This window comes from Mycoplasma sp. 1573 (genome assembly GCF_053851775.1).
Genome location: NZ_JBSQBG010000001.1, coordinates 90305 through 108074 on the forward strand (window position 1 = coordinate 90305; position 17770 = coordinate 108074).

10 protein-coding genes are annotated in these 17770 nt (G+C 31.7%); 4 read left to right on the plus strand and 6 right to left on the minus strand.

Features of this window, described 5'->3' with window-relative positions:
* Positions 1 to 2: 2 nt before the first annotated feature.
* Positions 3 to 3038 (minus strand): ABC transporter substrate-binding protein, encoded by a 3036-nt coding sequence (locus ACWXVT_RS00420; protein ID WP_455967636.1) that lies wholly within the window; start codon positions 3036 to 3038, stop codon positions 3 to 5.
* 8 nt (positions 3039 to 3046) lie between these two features.
* Positions 3047 to 8698: a PDxFFG protein gene (locus tag ACWXVT_RS00425; RefSeq protein WP_455967637.1), complete on the minus strand. Its 5652-nt coding sequence runs from the start codon at positions 8696 to 8698 to the stop codon at positions 3047 to 3049.
* Between the two features lie 231 nt (positions 8699 to 8929).
* Between ACWXVT_RS00425 and tpx the strand changes: the two genes are divergently transcribed.
* Positions 8930 to 9412 carry a thiol peroxidase gene (tpx, locus tag ACWXVT_RS00430; RefSeq protein WP_438341525.1) on the plus strand — a complete coding sequence of 161 codons (483 nt, stop codon included), beginning with the start codon at positions 8930 to 8932 and terminating at the stop codon, positions 9410 to 9412.
* A gap of 72 nt (positions 9413 to 9484) precedes the next feature.
* On the opposite strand, the gene ACWXVT_RS00435 is transcribed toward tpx, so the two are convergent.
* The 3 genes from ACWXVT_RS00435 to ACWXVT_RS00445 are packed head-to-tail and all read right to left on the minus strand — an operon-like array spanning position 9485 to position 12231.
* Positions 9485 to 9700, minus strand: a complete 216-nt coding sequence (locus ACWXVT_RS00435; RefSeq protein WP_438341524.1) for an RNA-binding S4 domain-containing protein — start codon at positions 9698 to 9700, stop codon at positions 9485 to 9487.
* A complete protein-coding gene (gene dnaN / locus ACWXVT_RS00440; RefSeq protein WP_455967638.1) occupies positions 9700 to 10836 on the minus strand; it encodes a DNA polymerase III subunit beta in 1137 nt (378 codons plus the stop codon). The genes ACWXVT_RS00435 and dnaN overlap by 1 nt, the downstream gene beginning before the upstream one ends.
* A gap of 9 nt (positions 10837 to 10845) precedes the next feature.
* On the minus strand, positions 10846 to 12231 hold the full coding sequence (locus ACWXVT_RS00445) for a DnaA ATPase domain-containing protein (RefSeq protein WP_455967639.1): 1386 nt from the start codon (positions 12229 to 12231) through the stop codon (positions 10846 to 10848).
* A gap of 309 nt (positions 12232 to 12540) precedes the next feature.
* Between ACWXVT_RS00445 and rpmH the strand changes: the two genes are divergently transcribed.
* The 3 genes from rpmH to yidC are packed head-to-tail and all read left to right on the plus strand — an operon-like array spanning position 12541 to position 15034.
* On the plus strand, positions 12541 to 12690 hold the full coding sequence (gene rpmH / locus ACWXVT_RS00450; protein WP_438341802.1) for a 50S ribosomal protein L34: 150 nt from the start codon (positions 12541 to 12543) through the stop codon (positions 12688 to 12690).
* A gap of 6 nt (positions 12691 to 12696) precedes the next feature.
* Complete coding sequence (gene rnpA / locus ACWXVT_RS00455; protein WP_438341521.1) at positions 12697 to 13029, plus strand: ribonuclease P protein component; 333 nt, start codon at positions 12697 to 12699, stop codon at positions 13027 to 13029.
* On the plus strand, positions 12998 to 15034 hold the full coding sequence (gene yidC / locus ACWXVT_RS00460; RefSeq protein ID WP_455967640.1) for a membrane protein insertase YidC: 2037 nt from the start codon (positions 12998 to 13000) through the stop codon (positions 15032 to 15034). The genes rnpA and yidC overlap by 32 nt, the downstream gene beginning before the upstream one ends.
* 152 nt (positions 15035 to 15186) lie before the next feature.
* Here yidC and ACWXVT_RS00465 read toward each other — a convergent pair whose 3' ends face one another.
* Complete coding sequence (locus ACWXVT_RS00465) at positions 15187 to 17742, minus strand: MIP family Ig-specific serine endopeptidase (protein WP_455967641.1); 2556 nt, start codon at positions 17740 to 17742, stop codon at positions 15187 to 15189.
* Positions 17743 to 17770 lie beyond the last annotated feature (28 nt).

Below are 17770 nucleotides of genomic sequence, written 5' to 3' on the forward strand. Positions count from 1 at the left end.
TATTATGTTCCTCTCTGTCTTGGTAGTCCTGGTCTTGGTGGTTTAGTTACATCATAAGCGTATTGCAAGTTGAATGTATATAGGCTTGAAGTTCCACCAACTTTTGTAATTTCTCAGTTGGTGTCAACTTCCATTAGTGGTACAACTGGGCTGGCATCACGCACAACTTTTTCTAATAAAGCAATAAATTGGAAAATGTTTGCTTCACTATCTCAGTATTGTTCTCTTTCTTCTTTTGTAAAGTTTCCTGAGAAGAAAGCACTTAGTCTAGCAGTGTAATCCACTAATGATTCACCTTCTCTTTGGTAAGCTAAATCAATAAATTTAGCTCAGTAGTCGGGTTGTGACTCAGTTGCATTTTTCAAGTGTTCATCAATCATAAGTCTTTCTTCAAGACTTTTTTCATCTGGATAGTTAGGATCTTTTTGTTTTGTAAAATCAATAATTTGATTGATTGTGTAAGTATGTTTTACATAAAGATTGAATAAACGATTTATTCTTGAAGCTTTAATGTTGTCATTTGTTGTTCAGTGGTATTCTAAAGCGTTTTTTACCACTGTGTCAGTTCATAGGTTTTCATCTTTTGATTCTGCTTTAAGAGCAAGTGATTTAGCAATAACTTGTGCATATTTTTGCACAAAATCACTTTGTTTAGCAGTGCTATCTGCATTTTGGAACTCGTCAGCAGCAACATCATTTGTTTCTTCTAAAACTTTGTTGATATAAGGCAGTACTGCTTTTTCTTTAGTTAAATCACTTTGCCCTGAATTTTGCAATGCTTGTAAAACATAGTCCGATAAGTAATCAGCGTATGTAAATGAACCAACTGGGTTGTTCTTAAATCCAATGTTTTTCTGTGAAAGTGAGTCAATTTCGTCAGTTTTAAAGAAAGCAACTACATAGTCAGACGCACCACTACCACCAATACGGTCATAGTTTTGGTAAATGATGTCATATTTTCCTTCTTCAATTCAAGAAGCATATGTGTTTTCTGGTAACGATTTGTTTTCAATCACAATAAATCCATCTGACATAACTTTTAATGCTTCTTTTAGATATTGACCGGCTTTTTTATGTTCATCTGTTGAATTATTTATGTAACGTAGTGATATTGATTTTAAGCCAGGGTGTTTTGCTTTGAATCTATTTAAGTAATATTTAGCAATATCTTGACTGTAAGCTAGGTCACGACGATCAGTTTTTTCAAAATTGTATGATTTTGACTGGTGTACAAAGAAATCATAGTTTTGAATTGGTAATTTCACATTGTTTCTTGTCAATGTGTCTTGATCATTGAAATATAACTCAATGTTTTTACCATCTGCTGCTTTATATTGTCCAAAAGCAGTTCAAGTAATAACTGGGAAACTAAAGTCTCAACCAACTGATTTAAGAATGGCTTCACGATCTACTGCATAGTAAATTGCATTTCTTAAATCTTGATCTTGAATATAACTTTGCGCATTTGTTTCATTATCTAGATTAAATCCAAATGCAATTGTTCCATATCCGGAGTTTTTGTTTAGATATTGTTTATAAACTGGATCAGATCAGTAATTATTAATTTTGTTTGCTGGAATGTATGCTTGTGAAACATAACCATCTTCAAACAATGTTGAGTTAATTGTTTTATCAGTTGAGAAATAAATCTTAATTTTGTTTGAAATTACATTATCTGCATCAAAGTAGTCTTTATTTTTAGTTAGGATTAAGTATCCTTGAGGCCCTAAAACAACATCACCATCTTTGATGATAAAAGGCCCTGAAGTTAAGAATTTTGAAGGTTCTGAACCATAATTATCAATTCCTCCAGCTTCCATTTCGACATATTTACGATTGATTGGATAAAGTTTGTCTAAAACTTGTGAAAGAAGGAAAGCTAAACTTGGTGTTTTGTTTTCATCAAAAACAATAGTGAATGCATTTTCATCGTTTGAAAGAGTGGCAATATCAGCAGTTATGGAACCATTTGCTGAATCTACAGTAAATGATTGATAAGGATTCAAGAATTCGTTTTTGATTAATTTTACTTTGTAGGTCTTACCATTTTTCAAAATTGTAAAGTCTTGAATGTCACTGTTAATTGAAAATGCTTTGTTTTCTGTTAGTGACAATGATTTGGCAACTTCTTCATTAGTGTAATCTCTAAAGATTTGCCCTGTGTAGAAACCAATGTTTTTTGCAGCTTTTTTGATTTTTTCAACGTATTCTTGGTCACCAGGAACTTGTGAGCTTCAAGCTTCTTCTGAGGCATCTTCAATGTATTCTTTTTTATCGTTAGTTGATCAAGGTGCTTCAATATATTTACGGTAACCAAAAGGATTTTTATAGTTTCTTCCGAATTTCAGTGCGTATTCTTTTTGAATTGCGATAAATTCATCAACACCTTTTAGACCAATTTTTTCAATGTTGTTTAGTTTTTGCGAACCTGTGTTTAGATCCAAAATGTATTCTAAGTAAGCACGAATATCGGCTGCAGTAACGAAATCTCCATTGCTTCATCTATTTTTTTGATCATTAACAAACCCTGTTACAGCCATGTAATTATTTGGGTTACGAGGGTTTCTGAAAGCATAAAGTGATGCAAGTCTAGTAGGATCTGCTCCTAAAGAAGGACGTCCGGTTCCTCCTAGAATTTGGAAATCATGAATTCCATAGTATGAACCACTAACTTCACCATATCCATTTTTTTCTTTCAATTTGTCTTTTGATATGTTGAAAAAGTCATCAAAATTTGATGAATCTTTTAGTTTTGAAGTATCAACCATTGACATATAGAAGTTATTTGTTTGAATGATTGATTTTAAGTTAGTTGTTGGCCCATTTTTAAGGAATGCATCAACTAGTGAAGGTAAAATTTTGTCCATTGATTTATAACGAACATAGTTTAGGTTATTGATTGGTTCAGCAGTCAGACCCAAGTCATAACTTAACTTTATTTCTTCGTTTGAACCACAAGAAACCGCAATAGCTGGTACTAATGCAATACTTGCGAGTGGCAGAGTGGACAGTAATTTTAACAAGTTATTTTTTTTCACTGTTCCTCCTATCCTGTTATGTTGAATTGATAGTCAATATCAATAATTACTTGGTTAATGTCGCCATTTGCGTTGGCTGCGTTATTAATTAATTTAACTGGTGCTTGCTCAACAGCTTTTCCGTTTTCTGACATAAAGTCAAATCCAGTCATGTTAAATCCTGGCAATGTTTCTTTGTTTTCGTTAGCAAAGTTTACATAGTATTTGTGTTTTGGTTCTAACAATGTGTTTCTATATTTAGCCATTAGAGCATAGTCACTTAGTCATGAAGTGTATCCATATTTATCTTCAAGGGTTTGTTTTGAAGTAATGTCACCTTGTTTTTCTAAATAGAATAAGTTATTAGTTTTAGCAATATTTACTGGTAGGTATAGCTTTTTACCACTATCAACATCAGTAAATTCTAGATATTTGATTTTTTCAGCTTGTTCTTTTTTAACAAAACCATACATTGAGATAGCATCAAGTTTTTTATTTCTGAAAATTCCAGCAACAGTTCTTTCACCAACTCCAAAGTTTTTCATTTGTGAAACAAAGAATGCTTCAGGACGGTTTGTGATTTTGTTTCCATTTCAATCCTTGATACGAATAGTATCGTCTTGGATAGCATTTAGATTATCATCGTAAAGCTCAGCACCAATAGTTTCTTTTTGTCAACGATCTTTGAAATATCCATTACTCTTAGTAATAAATTGTCCAAAGTATGAAGACCTACGCACTTGGTCCGTATTAATATCACTTGCTTGAATTGAATTTTTATTCATTTCTTCAGTTAATGCAACAAGTTCGTCTTGTCTTTCTTTCGAGATTTTTAATAATTCTTCAGCAAGAGCAAGTTGTTTCTTTTGAATATCCGCTTTTTCTTTGGCACTTAGAGTTTCACTATTGTCATTTAATTGCTGACTTAGTTTTTTGTATTCACTTTGTTTTTCTTTTAGATAGCTATATTTTTGATAGATAGCTTGATCTTTTTCTAGACGATCAACACGCGCTTTATATGATGACGCAAGTGCAACTGAATTAGCAATAGAATCAATATCGATTAGTGTTGAATTAATGTAATTTAGTTGTGTACCATCAACAACGTAGTCAAGTCCGGTTGTAGCTTCGTTTACATTGCTCAAATATTTAGGTAAGTTACCAAAGTTTTGAGTTGAAGGAATGTATGTAGTTTGCACATAATCACGTGTTAATGTTTCTGGTAAGTTGTAAACATAGTCAGTGAATTTATCTTGAATTTGTGATTCGGTTCTTGTTGCTGCATAGTCAATAACATCTGATGAAGGTTCACCATCTGACAATATTCCATAGTAGATATCTACGTAATATGAACGAATTCCGTAGTTTTGGAAATATAAGATATTACCCATAAACATCGATAAGTCATGAGCATCGAAGTTGTGCTCTAGAGTTTTTAAAAGGGTTTCTTTTTGTTCATCATCATTTGCTCTTCGATTAGCAATCGATTCCATTTGTTTCTTAACTGCATCAATAATTTGATCATATGAATAAGCAAGGCTGTTTTTGTCCTTTGCTTTTTGTTCAGCAACAAGTTGCGGATCTTCATAGTAATTAGCAAATATTGGGCTTAAAACATCAATTCCATAGTCTTTTGAAAGAAAGGCAGCATTTTTGTCTAAGCTTTCAACGACACTAAAGTTTTTAACCCCTAGGAATAGCCCTGAATGTCTGAAACGATACATCATTTCATTAGCTAGAGATTGTTCTGACTCAGTTATTTGATTTAATTTTTCATTGTCTTTTTCGTTTTCTAACAAGTATTCTTTGAAGCTATCTAAGTCAAATTTTGATTTTACATAATCAATGTCTCAGTTTCATGTTACTTTAGAATCGTTGATTGATTTAGTTGCCTTTGAGTAATCGATTGAACCGAAACTCATCAAGTCATACATTGACATGAATACTGGTGTAGGTTGTAATGAGTCACCTACTTTTACTTTTAATCATTTTGCGTTTTTGCTATTGATGAAGTTTACAAGTTTATATTTTTCTACTTGCATTGCATAACCAGTAGTTTTTATTGCAATACCGATAACTTCTCTTCCTTGTTCATCAAAAAGAGCATCTCTAAGTGCTCCGAACGAAGGAGTAGAAACTAATTCAGGAACTAATTTATTATCTTCAGTTTGAGTTGCTCTTACTAGCGCAAACTTGTTTTTTGCTAAGTCTTGTGGATCAGTGCTTCCACTAGATAAAACTCCTAAATAATCTAAAAATCCGAATCTAAAGTCAGACATTAACTTCCCATAGGCAGCTGGAGCTCTAAATCTTTGAAGTGCTGATTGTATGCTCTGTGTGAAACCATCATTAGATGAATAAATGTTTTTTAAGAAAGCAGCATCTTTAGCATATGGAAATACAAATTCATCATATTTTTTACCTGATTTTGTGAATCCTAGTACTTTCGCAAAGTTAGAATTATCAATTTGTGTATATGCTTTCTTACCTAACTGCACTTCTTGCAATAGTGTGTTGTAAGTTAGTCACAAGTCATAACCTAAGTTAGCTTGATTTCCTACTAAATTGAAACGAGTATATTCACCACGGTTTGGTTGTTGTGGGTCATTTATAAACAATTGGTTGTTGTTTGAAGAAGTGAAATCAGCAGCACTTGAATTTCTTTTAATTAGTGATTCTTCAACATCTGTAGAGATTCCTGATTCAGCAACACTTCTTGTTGAAACGTTAGCACTTCCACCTAAAAATGTTCCGGCATTATTTCATCCACTGTCATTAAATTGAGTGATTACTAAGTTGTTAATACTTGAGTTAATTAATTGTTCTTGAGTTCTTAGATAATTAATATCCGAAGCTGAAAGTGGAGTGTTTAATGTTACATTGAAAATTGGCTGATTGTCTTTTGTTTTTAAGTTAACTTTGGCAATAACCGTTTGACCATCTTGGTTGGTTGCCCATTCAAAAACTCTTACGTTGATTTCACCATCTGGTTGAACTGTTGAGAATTGTGATAATGGTGTGTTTTGTCCATCGGTAAAGTTACTTAAAACTTCTTGTGCGGTAGCAGGAACGAATTTGTAAGTTGCTAATTCACCAGCTCCTGCAGTCGCATTATTTTTTTCAGTTTTTGTAAATACTTTAGCATTATTAATTCCACTTAAAGCACTGCTAATGAATGGGTTTAGAGTTCCAGAATTTTCATCAAATGAGTTAGCAAAGAATAAATCTCTTAGCCCCACTCCTCTTAGCTTAGCGGCCTCAACGATTCCATCTCAGTCTTGCAAGAAACGGCGTTCTTTATTTGCAACAATTTCTGATGTTGAAGCACTTGTTGAACTTTTTCCTCAAATTAAGTCTTTTGTTTCGGTAATTCATTCACCCTTGTTGTTAATAAATTTGTATCTTACGAAATTCCCATTTTCAGTTGGGATTCCATTAGCATCTACACGGTCGAAATCTAAGTTAGTTCTAGCTTCTAAGTAATTTCTCAGCGCTTTTGCTGAATAGAATGAGCTATCTGTAGCTCCTCCACGAGTTGAAATTCCTCCAACTAGAACTGCATTGTTTGAATCATCAATAGCTTGAGTTCTTTCTAATGTTAAGTGGTGTCCATATTCGTGGGTTCCAACGTATTTTAAGAAGTCAGTTGAGATACCTTCAAAATCATCTAAAACTGCTTGCATTAGTAATGGTAATCCTACCCGATCAGAATCTTTAAATCCATAGAATTCTCCATTTTCTAGAGTATATTCATAGTAACCTTTGTCATTTAGATGTTTTGCAATGTGAGGTCCTGTTTGTTTAGAAAGAATTTCAGGGAATTTACGAACAATTTTATCTAAAAGTCCTGGGTAAGCTTCAATGTAAACTTGATATTTACGTCTTTCTAATTCTGGTAGTAAATTTCCTTTTTCATCAGTGGCACTAACATCAAGTGGAGTCATTCCAGTAATTAGTGGGTTAATTGATCCAACATATCCCAATGAATCTTTTAGTGAGGTAAATAAGTCAAGCTGTGCTTCATTTCCTTTGTTTGCAATATCTGTTGAAAATGAGCTTACACTGTTTAGAAGATTTGTGTCACTATCTTGGGTTGTATTTCTAGCTTGTGAATTATTTTTTGAAGAATTTAAAATTGATTGAATATCACTTCAATTTTTATCGCTGTCACCTTTAATTAAACTACCCAAGATATCATTTACTTTGTCAACTCATGCTACAGAAGAATTTTCTTGGCTAGCAAGTTGGTCTTTTTCAGCTTGTGCATCTTCAAAAGTGATTTTTAGATTTCATTTATCGTTTTCATTAACAACGTCTAATGATTTTATTGTTGCACTAATAAGTTTGAAATTTTGGCTTCTTGCTATTTTTGAGTTTAATGCTGATAGTTTTGAACCAAAGAATTGTTTTTGGCTTCCATCTTCACTGCTAATTAAATAAACTTTTTGATTTGCGTAATTTTGCACATCATAGAAGTCAAGGAACCCTTTGATATCTTCTTGCCAAGCTGATGATAGAGATAATTCACTTCTATTTTGTGTTAAGGTTTTTTTGTCTTTTACCAGAGCAGTGTCTACTACATTACCATCTTTGTCTTCAAATCTTACTCATAATATTTCATGACTACCTGCTGAAGTTTGTTTTGTTCCAGGAGCAAAACCTTTCAGGGTCATTAATTTATAATCACTCAAACTTGTATTTCAGTCTTTGTATTGTGAAAGTGTTCCGTTTTGTAGATTAGCAAACTCTTCCTGAGTAATATTTTTTGGAAGAATAATAGTTTTTAGATCTTCATTAACAACTGAAACAGAAGGGTCTTCGCTATATTGTAAGTTCTCTTTGTCTAAGACTAAAAATTGCTGCCCAATAAGCGCACTTGGATAGATGATAGCGTTAAAAGGTTTGACTGCTTTGCCATTAAATCCTTGAAGTTGTGTGTTTTGCAGTACTGTTGCTAAAGGAATATTCTTTAAGAATGTATCAATTGTTGCTTTGTCTTTATTGTCTTCGAATACTGAGAAAGTTAATGAGTCACTTGCATTTCCTTGTCCCCCAGCTGATGAGAACATAGGCATTGAACCAAAGAATGCATCTGGGAAGAATTTAATTTCACTTTCTTCCTTGTGAAGAGTTGAGTGTGATCCTAAAGTGATTGAGTTACCGTTTTGTTCAACTCCTGGCACGATTCTAAAACTATCTAAAGTCATTAAATCTGGTCCTCAAGCGACATTAGTGATAAATCATTTGGTAAATTCTAAGAATTGTTTCGGTTTAACTGCTAGAACATATTCATCGTAGAAGTGAAATGATCCATAAGTTACTTTGAAAATAAATGATTCTTGATAACGTTTGTAGTATTCTGAGTAGAATTGTTCAAACGTTAATTTTGTGTTTTTGTCTTCATTGAAGTAGAAAAATACATTTCCATCAGCATCTTCCACATAGCCAGCAACATCTTTGTCTTTTAGCGGGTTAGTAATTGCAATTTCAGGACTTAATTCATTGTTAGCATACATCTTGCTAAAGTCGTTGCTAAACTTATCTTTTTCAGTTGGAGAAATTTTCCCTCTAACTTCGTCCGAGTTTTTAGCAAAGGCAATCATAGTACCAATAACAGCACCGGATGCTGCTGCGATTGCTCCTAGAGTGATTGCTACTTTAACACTTAATTTTAATGCCATAAAAATCCCTTTCTGTTGACACTCACGACACATTCTGGTGTGTTATTGAGTGAAAATTTTGTATATATGAAATATATAAAAAATGAATATACTTAAAAAGTATAACATATAAAGAGGTTTTTTGTGTTGTTAACAGTTGAACTGTTCATTACAAAGGGGGCATTTTTGTGCATAAAAGTTTGTTAACTATTGATAAAATTAAGGTGATTAACCACTCACTAAGGAGATAAAATGCAAGTTAAATTTAAAGGAAACAATGTAACTTTAGAAGCTTCACAATTAAAAGTTGGAGACAGCTTTCCAGAATTTGTTGCAACAAATCTAGATCTTTCAGACTTTAGTTCAGCCGATCTAAAAGGACAAAAGCGTCTAATTTTTTCAATCCCTTCAATTGACACAGGTGTTTGTGAAATGGAAACAACAAGATTCATGAATGAATTTAAATCGAAACCTAATCCAGTTGTTGTTATTTCAATGGATTTACCTTTCGCTTTGAATCGTTGATGTGCAGCAAAAAATAATGAAAAAGTTGTAACAGTAAGTGATTTTAAATATCGTGACTTTAGTAAAAAAACAGGAACAAGAATTGCTGAATTAGGACTTTTAACAAGAGCAGTGTTTGTAGTTGACGAAAATGACAAAGTTGTTCATGTTGAATATTGTCAAGAAGTTGCTTCAGAACCTAACTATGAAGAAGTAATGAAATTCTTTTAGACTGAAAAAGTACTCAAAATAAGCACTTTTTTCAACAAATAAGCAGCCCGTAAAAGGCTGCTTTTGTTTTAATTATTCTTGTTTTTCAACGATTTTATAAATTTCATCATCAATTCAAACGATATCACCAACATAGACTTTTTGTCCACGACTTGTTACTTTTTCACCATTGACAGTTACTTCGTGTGTAGCGATGAAATATCTTGCTCTTCCACCTGTTTCAATGATGCGCATTTTTTTTAATAGTTGCGAAATTTTAATTTCTTTACCTGTTATTTCAATTAGCATTATGAACTGTGTCCTTTCTGTGGTGTAAGTAATTGTACAATATTTTTATTTTCTTGACTAGTTACAACTATTCTCTGATTATTTTGTGCGAATAAGATATTTAATTGTCCTTCAAAAACATTGATGGCATCAGTCAAGTAACGATTAATTACAAGAATATCAAGTTTTTCTTCTCCATATTTGAAATCAGTAGTTTTAATTTCTGCTTTACCAACTTCACTTGTTTGACTTGAAACGCTTAATACACCATTAGCAATGGTAAGCCTAATTTTGTTGTTTTTTTCACTATTTAATAATTTTGCTTTCGTCAAAAGACTGCTTAAATTTTTCTTATCGATTACTAAAACGCTGTCAAAAGTTTTGGGAATAACCTTTGAAGTATCTTTATATTGAAGACGTGAAATGCTTGATTGAATGATTGTTCCATCATAAGTAAGACTGATTTTTGACTCGTCAACATTAAAATCAACTTCGCCCTTAATTTCGAAATTCAAGATATCTCTTAAGTTTTTAGGTAATATCAAGAATGAAAATTCAACATCTTTATCAAATGGAATTGACATTTTTGCTAGTCTAAAACTATTAGTTGCAGTGGCTATTAAAGCTCCATTTTTTGCTTCAATGTTAATCATATTCAAAACTATTTGATTTGTCACATTGTTAAAATCTGTTGCAAAAGCGACATTTTTGTAAATTGATTTTAAATCTTCAATATTCAAGCTTACATTGTTTCCGATTTGTCTGAAATCCATTTCTGGATATTCAAATGGATCCATTAGGCTGATTTCAAATTTGTCGTTTTCGGTTTTTACCAATAAATTTTGTCCGCTTTTCTTAAGTTCAATAATACCATCTAAGTTTTTTACTATGTTTCTAAATAAAATTAAAGGAACCAAAATTTTTCCGGCTTCAATTACCTGACATGTTTCCATGTCATAATGTTCAATTTCTTTACCTGTCGAAAGAATAGTATGTTTGATTGCCAATTGTTCATTTGAGACAATGAATGTAACTTTTGAGTCGATCGCTTCAATCAAAATTCCTTTCAGCGAAGCTAGATATGTGTTTCCGTCGTAAATTTTAGCCGCTCTTTCTAAGGCTTTATCTAGTTGAGTTTTTGAAATTTTTATATACATCTTGATCTCCTATTTCAACTTGCGAATATTATCATCAATTTTTTTTAGTGCTGTTTTTAAAGCATTGTTTGTTTTAGCTTCTGCTTCAATGCTTTCAACACTTGCCATTACACTTGAGTGTGCTTGAGCAAAAATGTCTCCAATTTCCTGGAATGTTTTATCTAGGTTAGTACGAATCACAAACATTGCAATCCGGCGTGCTTGCACAATTGGCTTAAGTCTTGTTTTGCCAAGAATATCCTTTTTGTTGATATTGTAATATTTACCAACAGTTTCTATAATTTTTTCTGGTGTTATTGAATCTATGTCAGCTTCAGTGTTTTGGAATACTGTGCGTTTTAGATAAGTTAATGTTGGTCTAAAATCAGTATCATTCTTTTTGAAAAGCGCTATTTTATTGATTGCTCCTAAAATTGCCCGTACTGATGAAGAAAAATTCCGCACAAAAAAGCTATAACACTCTTCATCGAAAATGTTTGGATCGATATCAGCTTGTTTGAATTGAAATCTAAACATTTCTTCAACATCATTATTATTAAAACGGTTAATTTGCAAAACTAATCCTGCTGAAAAACGAGTAATAAAACGATCTTCAAATCCACCCAGTTCACGTGGTTCTTTGTCAGCAGTTACAATAATTTGTTTCTTTTTGGCAATATGGTTGTTGAAAATGTTAAAAAGTACACTCTGCGTTGAGTCTCTACTTCCATATTCTTGCACATCATCAAACATTAAACAATCATATTGTCCTAAACTTTCAATTAATTTAGCAATAGCTTGTTGATTTTTATTTTGCAAATTTAAAACTATGTCACGAGTAAAAAGCTCAGGAGTAATATAAAAGCAACTTTTACCCTTTTTTTCTAACTCATTAGCGATAGCATGCAACAAGTGGGTTTTTCCAAATCCTGATGCTGAATAGAAAAATACTGGAGTATAAGTAGCCTCTTCTCCATCGTTAATTATTACTTTTGCTCCCATTAATGCTGACTTGTTAAATTCTAATTGCGCATATTTATCCAGTGTTAATGATGATGAAATTCTGTAAGACTTTGCTACACGTGAACTAGGTTTTTGGCGAGCACTGCTTTGAATATTTTTAGGCAAATCATTGATATCAGTTATATAAATTACGTGCTTGTTTTCATTAAAAACATCCTTGATTACCCGAAACACATAAGCTTTAACATTTTCATCTTCAGTCAGTTTTAAATTATTCTTGTTAGTTAACAAGAAAACTCTATCATCATACTCTGCAACTAACTTTAGTTCACTCAAAAATGTGTCATAAAGAATTTGGTCAGTATTAGAAGAAAGAAAATCTTCTTGAATTAGGGTGTTTTTGCTTTCTAAGTCGAATTCTTTTGAAGTAAATTCACTGTGATTTGAAGTCATAAAAAAAATTATAAATAACATTTACTTTATAAAGTAAATTTGAAATAAAAATTGTCAATTTGTAAAGTTATTTACATAGTTATTGACAATTTATTTACACAAAAAGCACACAAAATGAGTGTTTTTTTTGTTTTATTGACAAAATTTGCTTGTCGTTTTTAAATTTTTTGTTTAAGGGTTGCAAACAATACTTTGCTCGCTGCCCCTTTATACTTAATGTATAAAAGAATAAGGTTTTTGGTAAAATAATATTACATATTTTCAAATTTATCAGCTTGAAGATAATCAAAATATTAGTTAAAAGGAGTAATTGTGAAAAGAACATATCAACCTAAAAAACGTAAACACATTAAAGTTCACGGTTTCCGTGCTCGTATGCAAACTAAAAATGGTAGAAAAGTTTTAGCTGCAAGAAGAGCTAAAGGAAGAGCTAAATTAACAGTTTCAGATGAAAAATAGTTAACAATGAATAAAAAACACGTTGTTAAGAAAAATTGAGAGTTCCAAAAAATAATTGATGGCAAGAAGCAGTTTGTTTCTCGCTATGTAATCGTTTATTATGAAAAATGACCTACATTTCAAGTTGGAATCTCTATTCCCAAAGCTTTTGCAAATGCTTGCACTCGTAACAAATATAAAAATCAAATACGCCAAATTGTTCGTAAAAGCGATTTTTTTAATATCAGTGCTCGCAGTGTCATCATTGTAAGAAAAGATTTTTTTACAATCGATTTCGCTAAAAAAGAATTGGAAATAAAAAAACTATATGAAAGGATTCGTAGTGTCGTACAAAAATAGATCTAAACATTACGACTTCTTTAGCCCTAAATCAAAACAAGGAGCAAATACACCTGAGGGTCGGAAAAATATCCTGAAAAAGATTTGAAAATGAATCAAGATTTTACTAATTATTTTCGTAATCGGAACAGGACTTGCTGGCTGTGTGCAATCGTTTGTTCTTCGTTCACCAGTTAAAATCGGAACAGGTTTTGAAATGTACGGTGCGAAAGAAGAAGTTTCGCCTAACGTAGCGCCTCTACGTTACAACGACAATACTGGTACTTTTGAAAACGTCAACACTGGCGGATTCACAAATGGTAACCCTTATGTTTGAAAAGAAGATAAGCAAGAACTAGAAGCTATCAAAAACCAAATCAATAACAACGGTGGAAAATATGGTGAAAAATACACACGTAACCTTGCTTTCCAATTGCGTGATAGTAGTAATGCTTTAATTAACAACTCAGATGCTAATAAGGGTGCAGTTTATAACAATGGTACAAACTACATGGTTCTGTCTTATGGACAAACCAATAAAGATGGAAGTGTGTCAAACGCCATTACAAACTACGACTATGTAACAAAATTAGAAGACATTTATTTCTTTGACTTTGCTATTACAAGTCTTCCAAAAACAAATAACTCAACTGATGCTACAACTAACAATAATTCAGAAGCAACAACAAATGATCAAGTTAGTGATAAATACAAACTGGCAATCAGTAGTTTCTCAGTCCTACCGGCATACAGTAACGCCAACGGTAATGCACTAATTAAGTTCTACCGTGACATGTACCAAGCATTTATTAACGAAGGTAGTGAACAATTCAAAAAACGCTATGACAAACAAGATCTTAATGATGCAAGCTTGTATGTTGATAAAGAAAAAACAACAACATACTGACAAAAAATAGCTTCAGAATCAGGATTGACTGAAGAACAATTGCAAAATGCTTCAGCGCTTGATGTTATTAATGCATTTATCTTGAATTTCAAAAATAACAAACAAAATGTTGAAGTTGATGAAGCATATTACAAAACCATTAGTAAACTTAGAGAAATTTCAAATAACAATTTCAGAACTTATGGTTCATACACAGGATACAGATTATTAACAAACAAAACTGATAAAAATGGTGCTAATTTAGTAGGTTACACATTGCTAGATAATTACAATAACTATGTAAATCCTAGCCAATTGCTAAGTGGACTAGTTGGAGAAGCACAACGCCCTATTGCTACATATGGAGATTATTGATCATACGGACCATTCTATGGAATCTTCGTTTGACCTATCTTCAAAATGTTAGTGGGTATGATGCGGGCAATGGATAGTATTGGTGGTTGATCATTCATTATTGCAATTATTATTACTATTATTGTTACTCGTCTAATCACAATTCTATTGTCATACAAGAGTATTCTTGCTTCAACAAAACAAACAGAATTAAATGCTAAAAAAGCAAAAATTGAAGCAAAATATGCACCTTACAAAGGTGACAAACAAATGGAACAAAAAAAACGGATGGAAATTAACGAAATGTATAAAAAGAACAAAGCCAATCCGTTTACCGCTTTAATTAGCTCATTTATAACATTACCTATTCTTTTGGTTATGTTTAGGGTTATTCAAGGGTCTCCTGATATTAAAAGCACAGTGTTCCTTGGTTTAGATCTAACTGCAACTTCTTGAAGAAATTTAGTATACAATCGCGAATTCGGGTACTTACCGGTTATATTGATTTCAGTTGTAATTCAATTATTCGCTCAACTTTTACCAAGAATATTGAATCGAAAAAAAGATAAGTTACGTACTAATGCTGTTGAAAGAGAAGCGTTTAAGAAATCTAACCGTACTCAAACAATTATTACAATAGTATTCGTTGGTTTTGGAGTTATCTTCCAGGCTGGACTTCAAATTTACTGAATCTTTACTGGTATTTGACAAATATGTCAAACATTGGCAGTTTATAAATTAGAAAGAACCTCATTCTATAAAACGAAAATCTTGCCAAGATTATAAAGTATGATAAAAAGCACGCTCTTAACTGACGCGTGCTTTTATTCATATCAAATTAGAGAAATGTTTCAAATATATTTATGTTTAAAAAAGTTATTTTAAACACACTAACATTATATTACTTCACTGATTTAAAGTCAAGTACATAAGTGAATCTATTTAAAAAGTTTCGTCTTGTAATTGCTTCCATATTTAGCAATTAGCTGTTCACGATAAGAACTTGTTTGGTGTGGATATTTTTGTTTGTCTGTGCCATCTATTAAATTAAAAGCATAGGCAATTCCATTTTCAGTATATATGTCTTTTTGTTGTGTAAAAGGTTGCACTATATTAAGTGAATACTTACTCATTGTACCATCATCATTTTGCAAATCATATCAGTCTTGATTACCGTAAATTAAACCAATAGGCATCATTTGTGCATTCAATACCATCCCACCGCTGACTCCACCTACTGGGCCTACTTTTTGATAAATACCATACGAAAGTCCATAGTACAGCGATTTAGCGCTTTCATTAAACTTAGCACCGTGACTTGCAATTGGTTGATTGTGAAACAGGGATTGAACTGTAAAAATGCTCTTAGTAACCCCATCTTCTTTATTGACATTATTTGTTGCTAAATATTGATTAGGTACTGAAGCTAAAAATTTTCATTCAATACCATTCACTAAAGGAAACCCAGCTCAATACACATTATCAGTAGATGAATTATATTGATAACCATGTAAGTATTTTTTCACAAGTGCTGACTGTGATTTTGCTTGCTGTTCGCTCGTAGGTAATGCAGATTCGAAGGTTTTTGTAACATTACCTGATTTTTTTATGTCATTGGCAGTGGAATAATCTAAGCTCAATAACTTGTCGGTTTTAGTTGCATTGATAAAAGTATCTACATCTGGATTTATGTCAAAATTGTTAACAATTCTCAACAATTTTCTCCTGAATTCAAGAGCATCTTGTTTTGTGGTCTTATATTTGATAGCACTCAATTCATTAAGGTCAACAGTTCATTCAATAACAGCGAAATCAGCATAATGGTAAGGATTTTGATTGTAATCCATAGCAGTTGAATCCATAAAGTTTTGAGCTAAGAAGAAAATTCTTGGTCAATTATCCTTTGGCAAATTTAGTAAATACGATGGTGTGTTAGATGAAGAATTATCTTTTCAATTTTTAGGACTTAGCAATCTAATATTTGTTATTGTATTAGTTCTTTTTAATTGCTGATACTCTTTAAAATCTTTGTCTCCTTGATAAAGTTCCAAGGCAACATGATAATTGGTGGCAAAGTAAAATGTGTATTTAGAATCAGTTAATTTTTTATAGTCTAAAACTCATACTGTTCCGGCTGTGTTTGTTCCGTCTTGAAAATCTCACATTAATGAAAAACTTTGATCAACAATCTTTTGCACGTATTGTTCATTAGTTCAGTTTACAGGCCTATTTTCACTTGTTTCTTGATACTGTTTTTCTTCTGGATGTTGTTTAAAAAATTCAACTGCATCAAAAGTTTGTTCTTCAGAATTTGCTTCCGAATCAGTGTTATTTTGTTTTTTGAAATTTTCTATTTGCTTGTTTAGTTCTAATATTTTTGCTTCCAGATCCAAATTCTTTTGTTGAATTTGATTGTAGTCTTTAAGTTTTTCTTCTAGAGAAGATATAGCATCCTGATTTTGAGTAATAGTTTGTTGTAAAGACTTAATATTTTCACCTTGTTGCTTGTTAGTTTGTTGTAACAAGTTTAACTGATTTTGCAAGTTTTTATTTTGTTCTTGAATAGTGTTTATTTGATTTTGATACTGAGTGATTTGAGTATTCAATTGAGTGGATAATGAGTCTTTTTCAGTCTTTAGCTGTGTGAGTTTCTGCTGCAGATCACTAATCTGTTTTAAATAGTTAGAATCTTTTGTCTTTAATGCTTCTAACTCTTGCTTTGCTTTTAATATCTCTTTATCCTTCGTGTTAACTTGTTCTATAAGTGTTTGAATGGTAAATTTCAATTGTGCAATCTGTGCATTTTCATCGTTTTCGTTTGAATGTTTTGTTTCTTCTAATTGTTTTTTAAGAATTTCAATTAATTGGTCTTTATTTTTAATTTCAGTATTCAAATCAATAATTTGTGTATTTAAACGTAAAGAAAGAGCGTTATTTTCAATGTTTTTGGCGCTAATTTGTTTTTTTAATTCTGAAATTAGTTCATCTTTGTGTTTTAGGATCTTATTAAGATTGTCTACCTGGGCCTTTAACAATTGAATGTCTTTGTTATCAGTGTGAGACTCACTCGTTGAAGAAGTTTTTTTAACATCATCCAAGTCATCTTTAAGCTGTTCAATTTCTTTATCTTTTAACAAAATTTTGGCTTTTAAATCATCAATTGTACTTTGATAACTTTGAATTTTTAGGCCGCTTTTATCCTCGTTATCTTTAAGTTTTTCTTGAGCTGTTATGAGATTATTTTTATATTCATTCACTAACTTGTTTAAATCGCTAATTTTGATCAAAAGATTACTTTTTTCAGTTTCGTTAGTTGCAAGTTTTTTGCTAAGTGAAATGGTTTGATTTTTTAAGTCTTGAATTTGTTTTTCAAGTATATTTATATTGTTTTGTTTTTTATTATTTTGATTTATTAAAACACCACAGGCAATAGATGTGGGAATAATTGCGGATGCTAATAATGCTAAAACTGACAAAAGGATTTTTTTCTTCATTAGTATATTAATTGTATTAAAAAAGCCA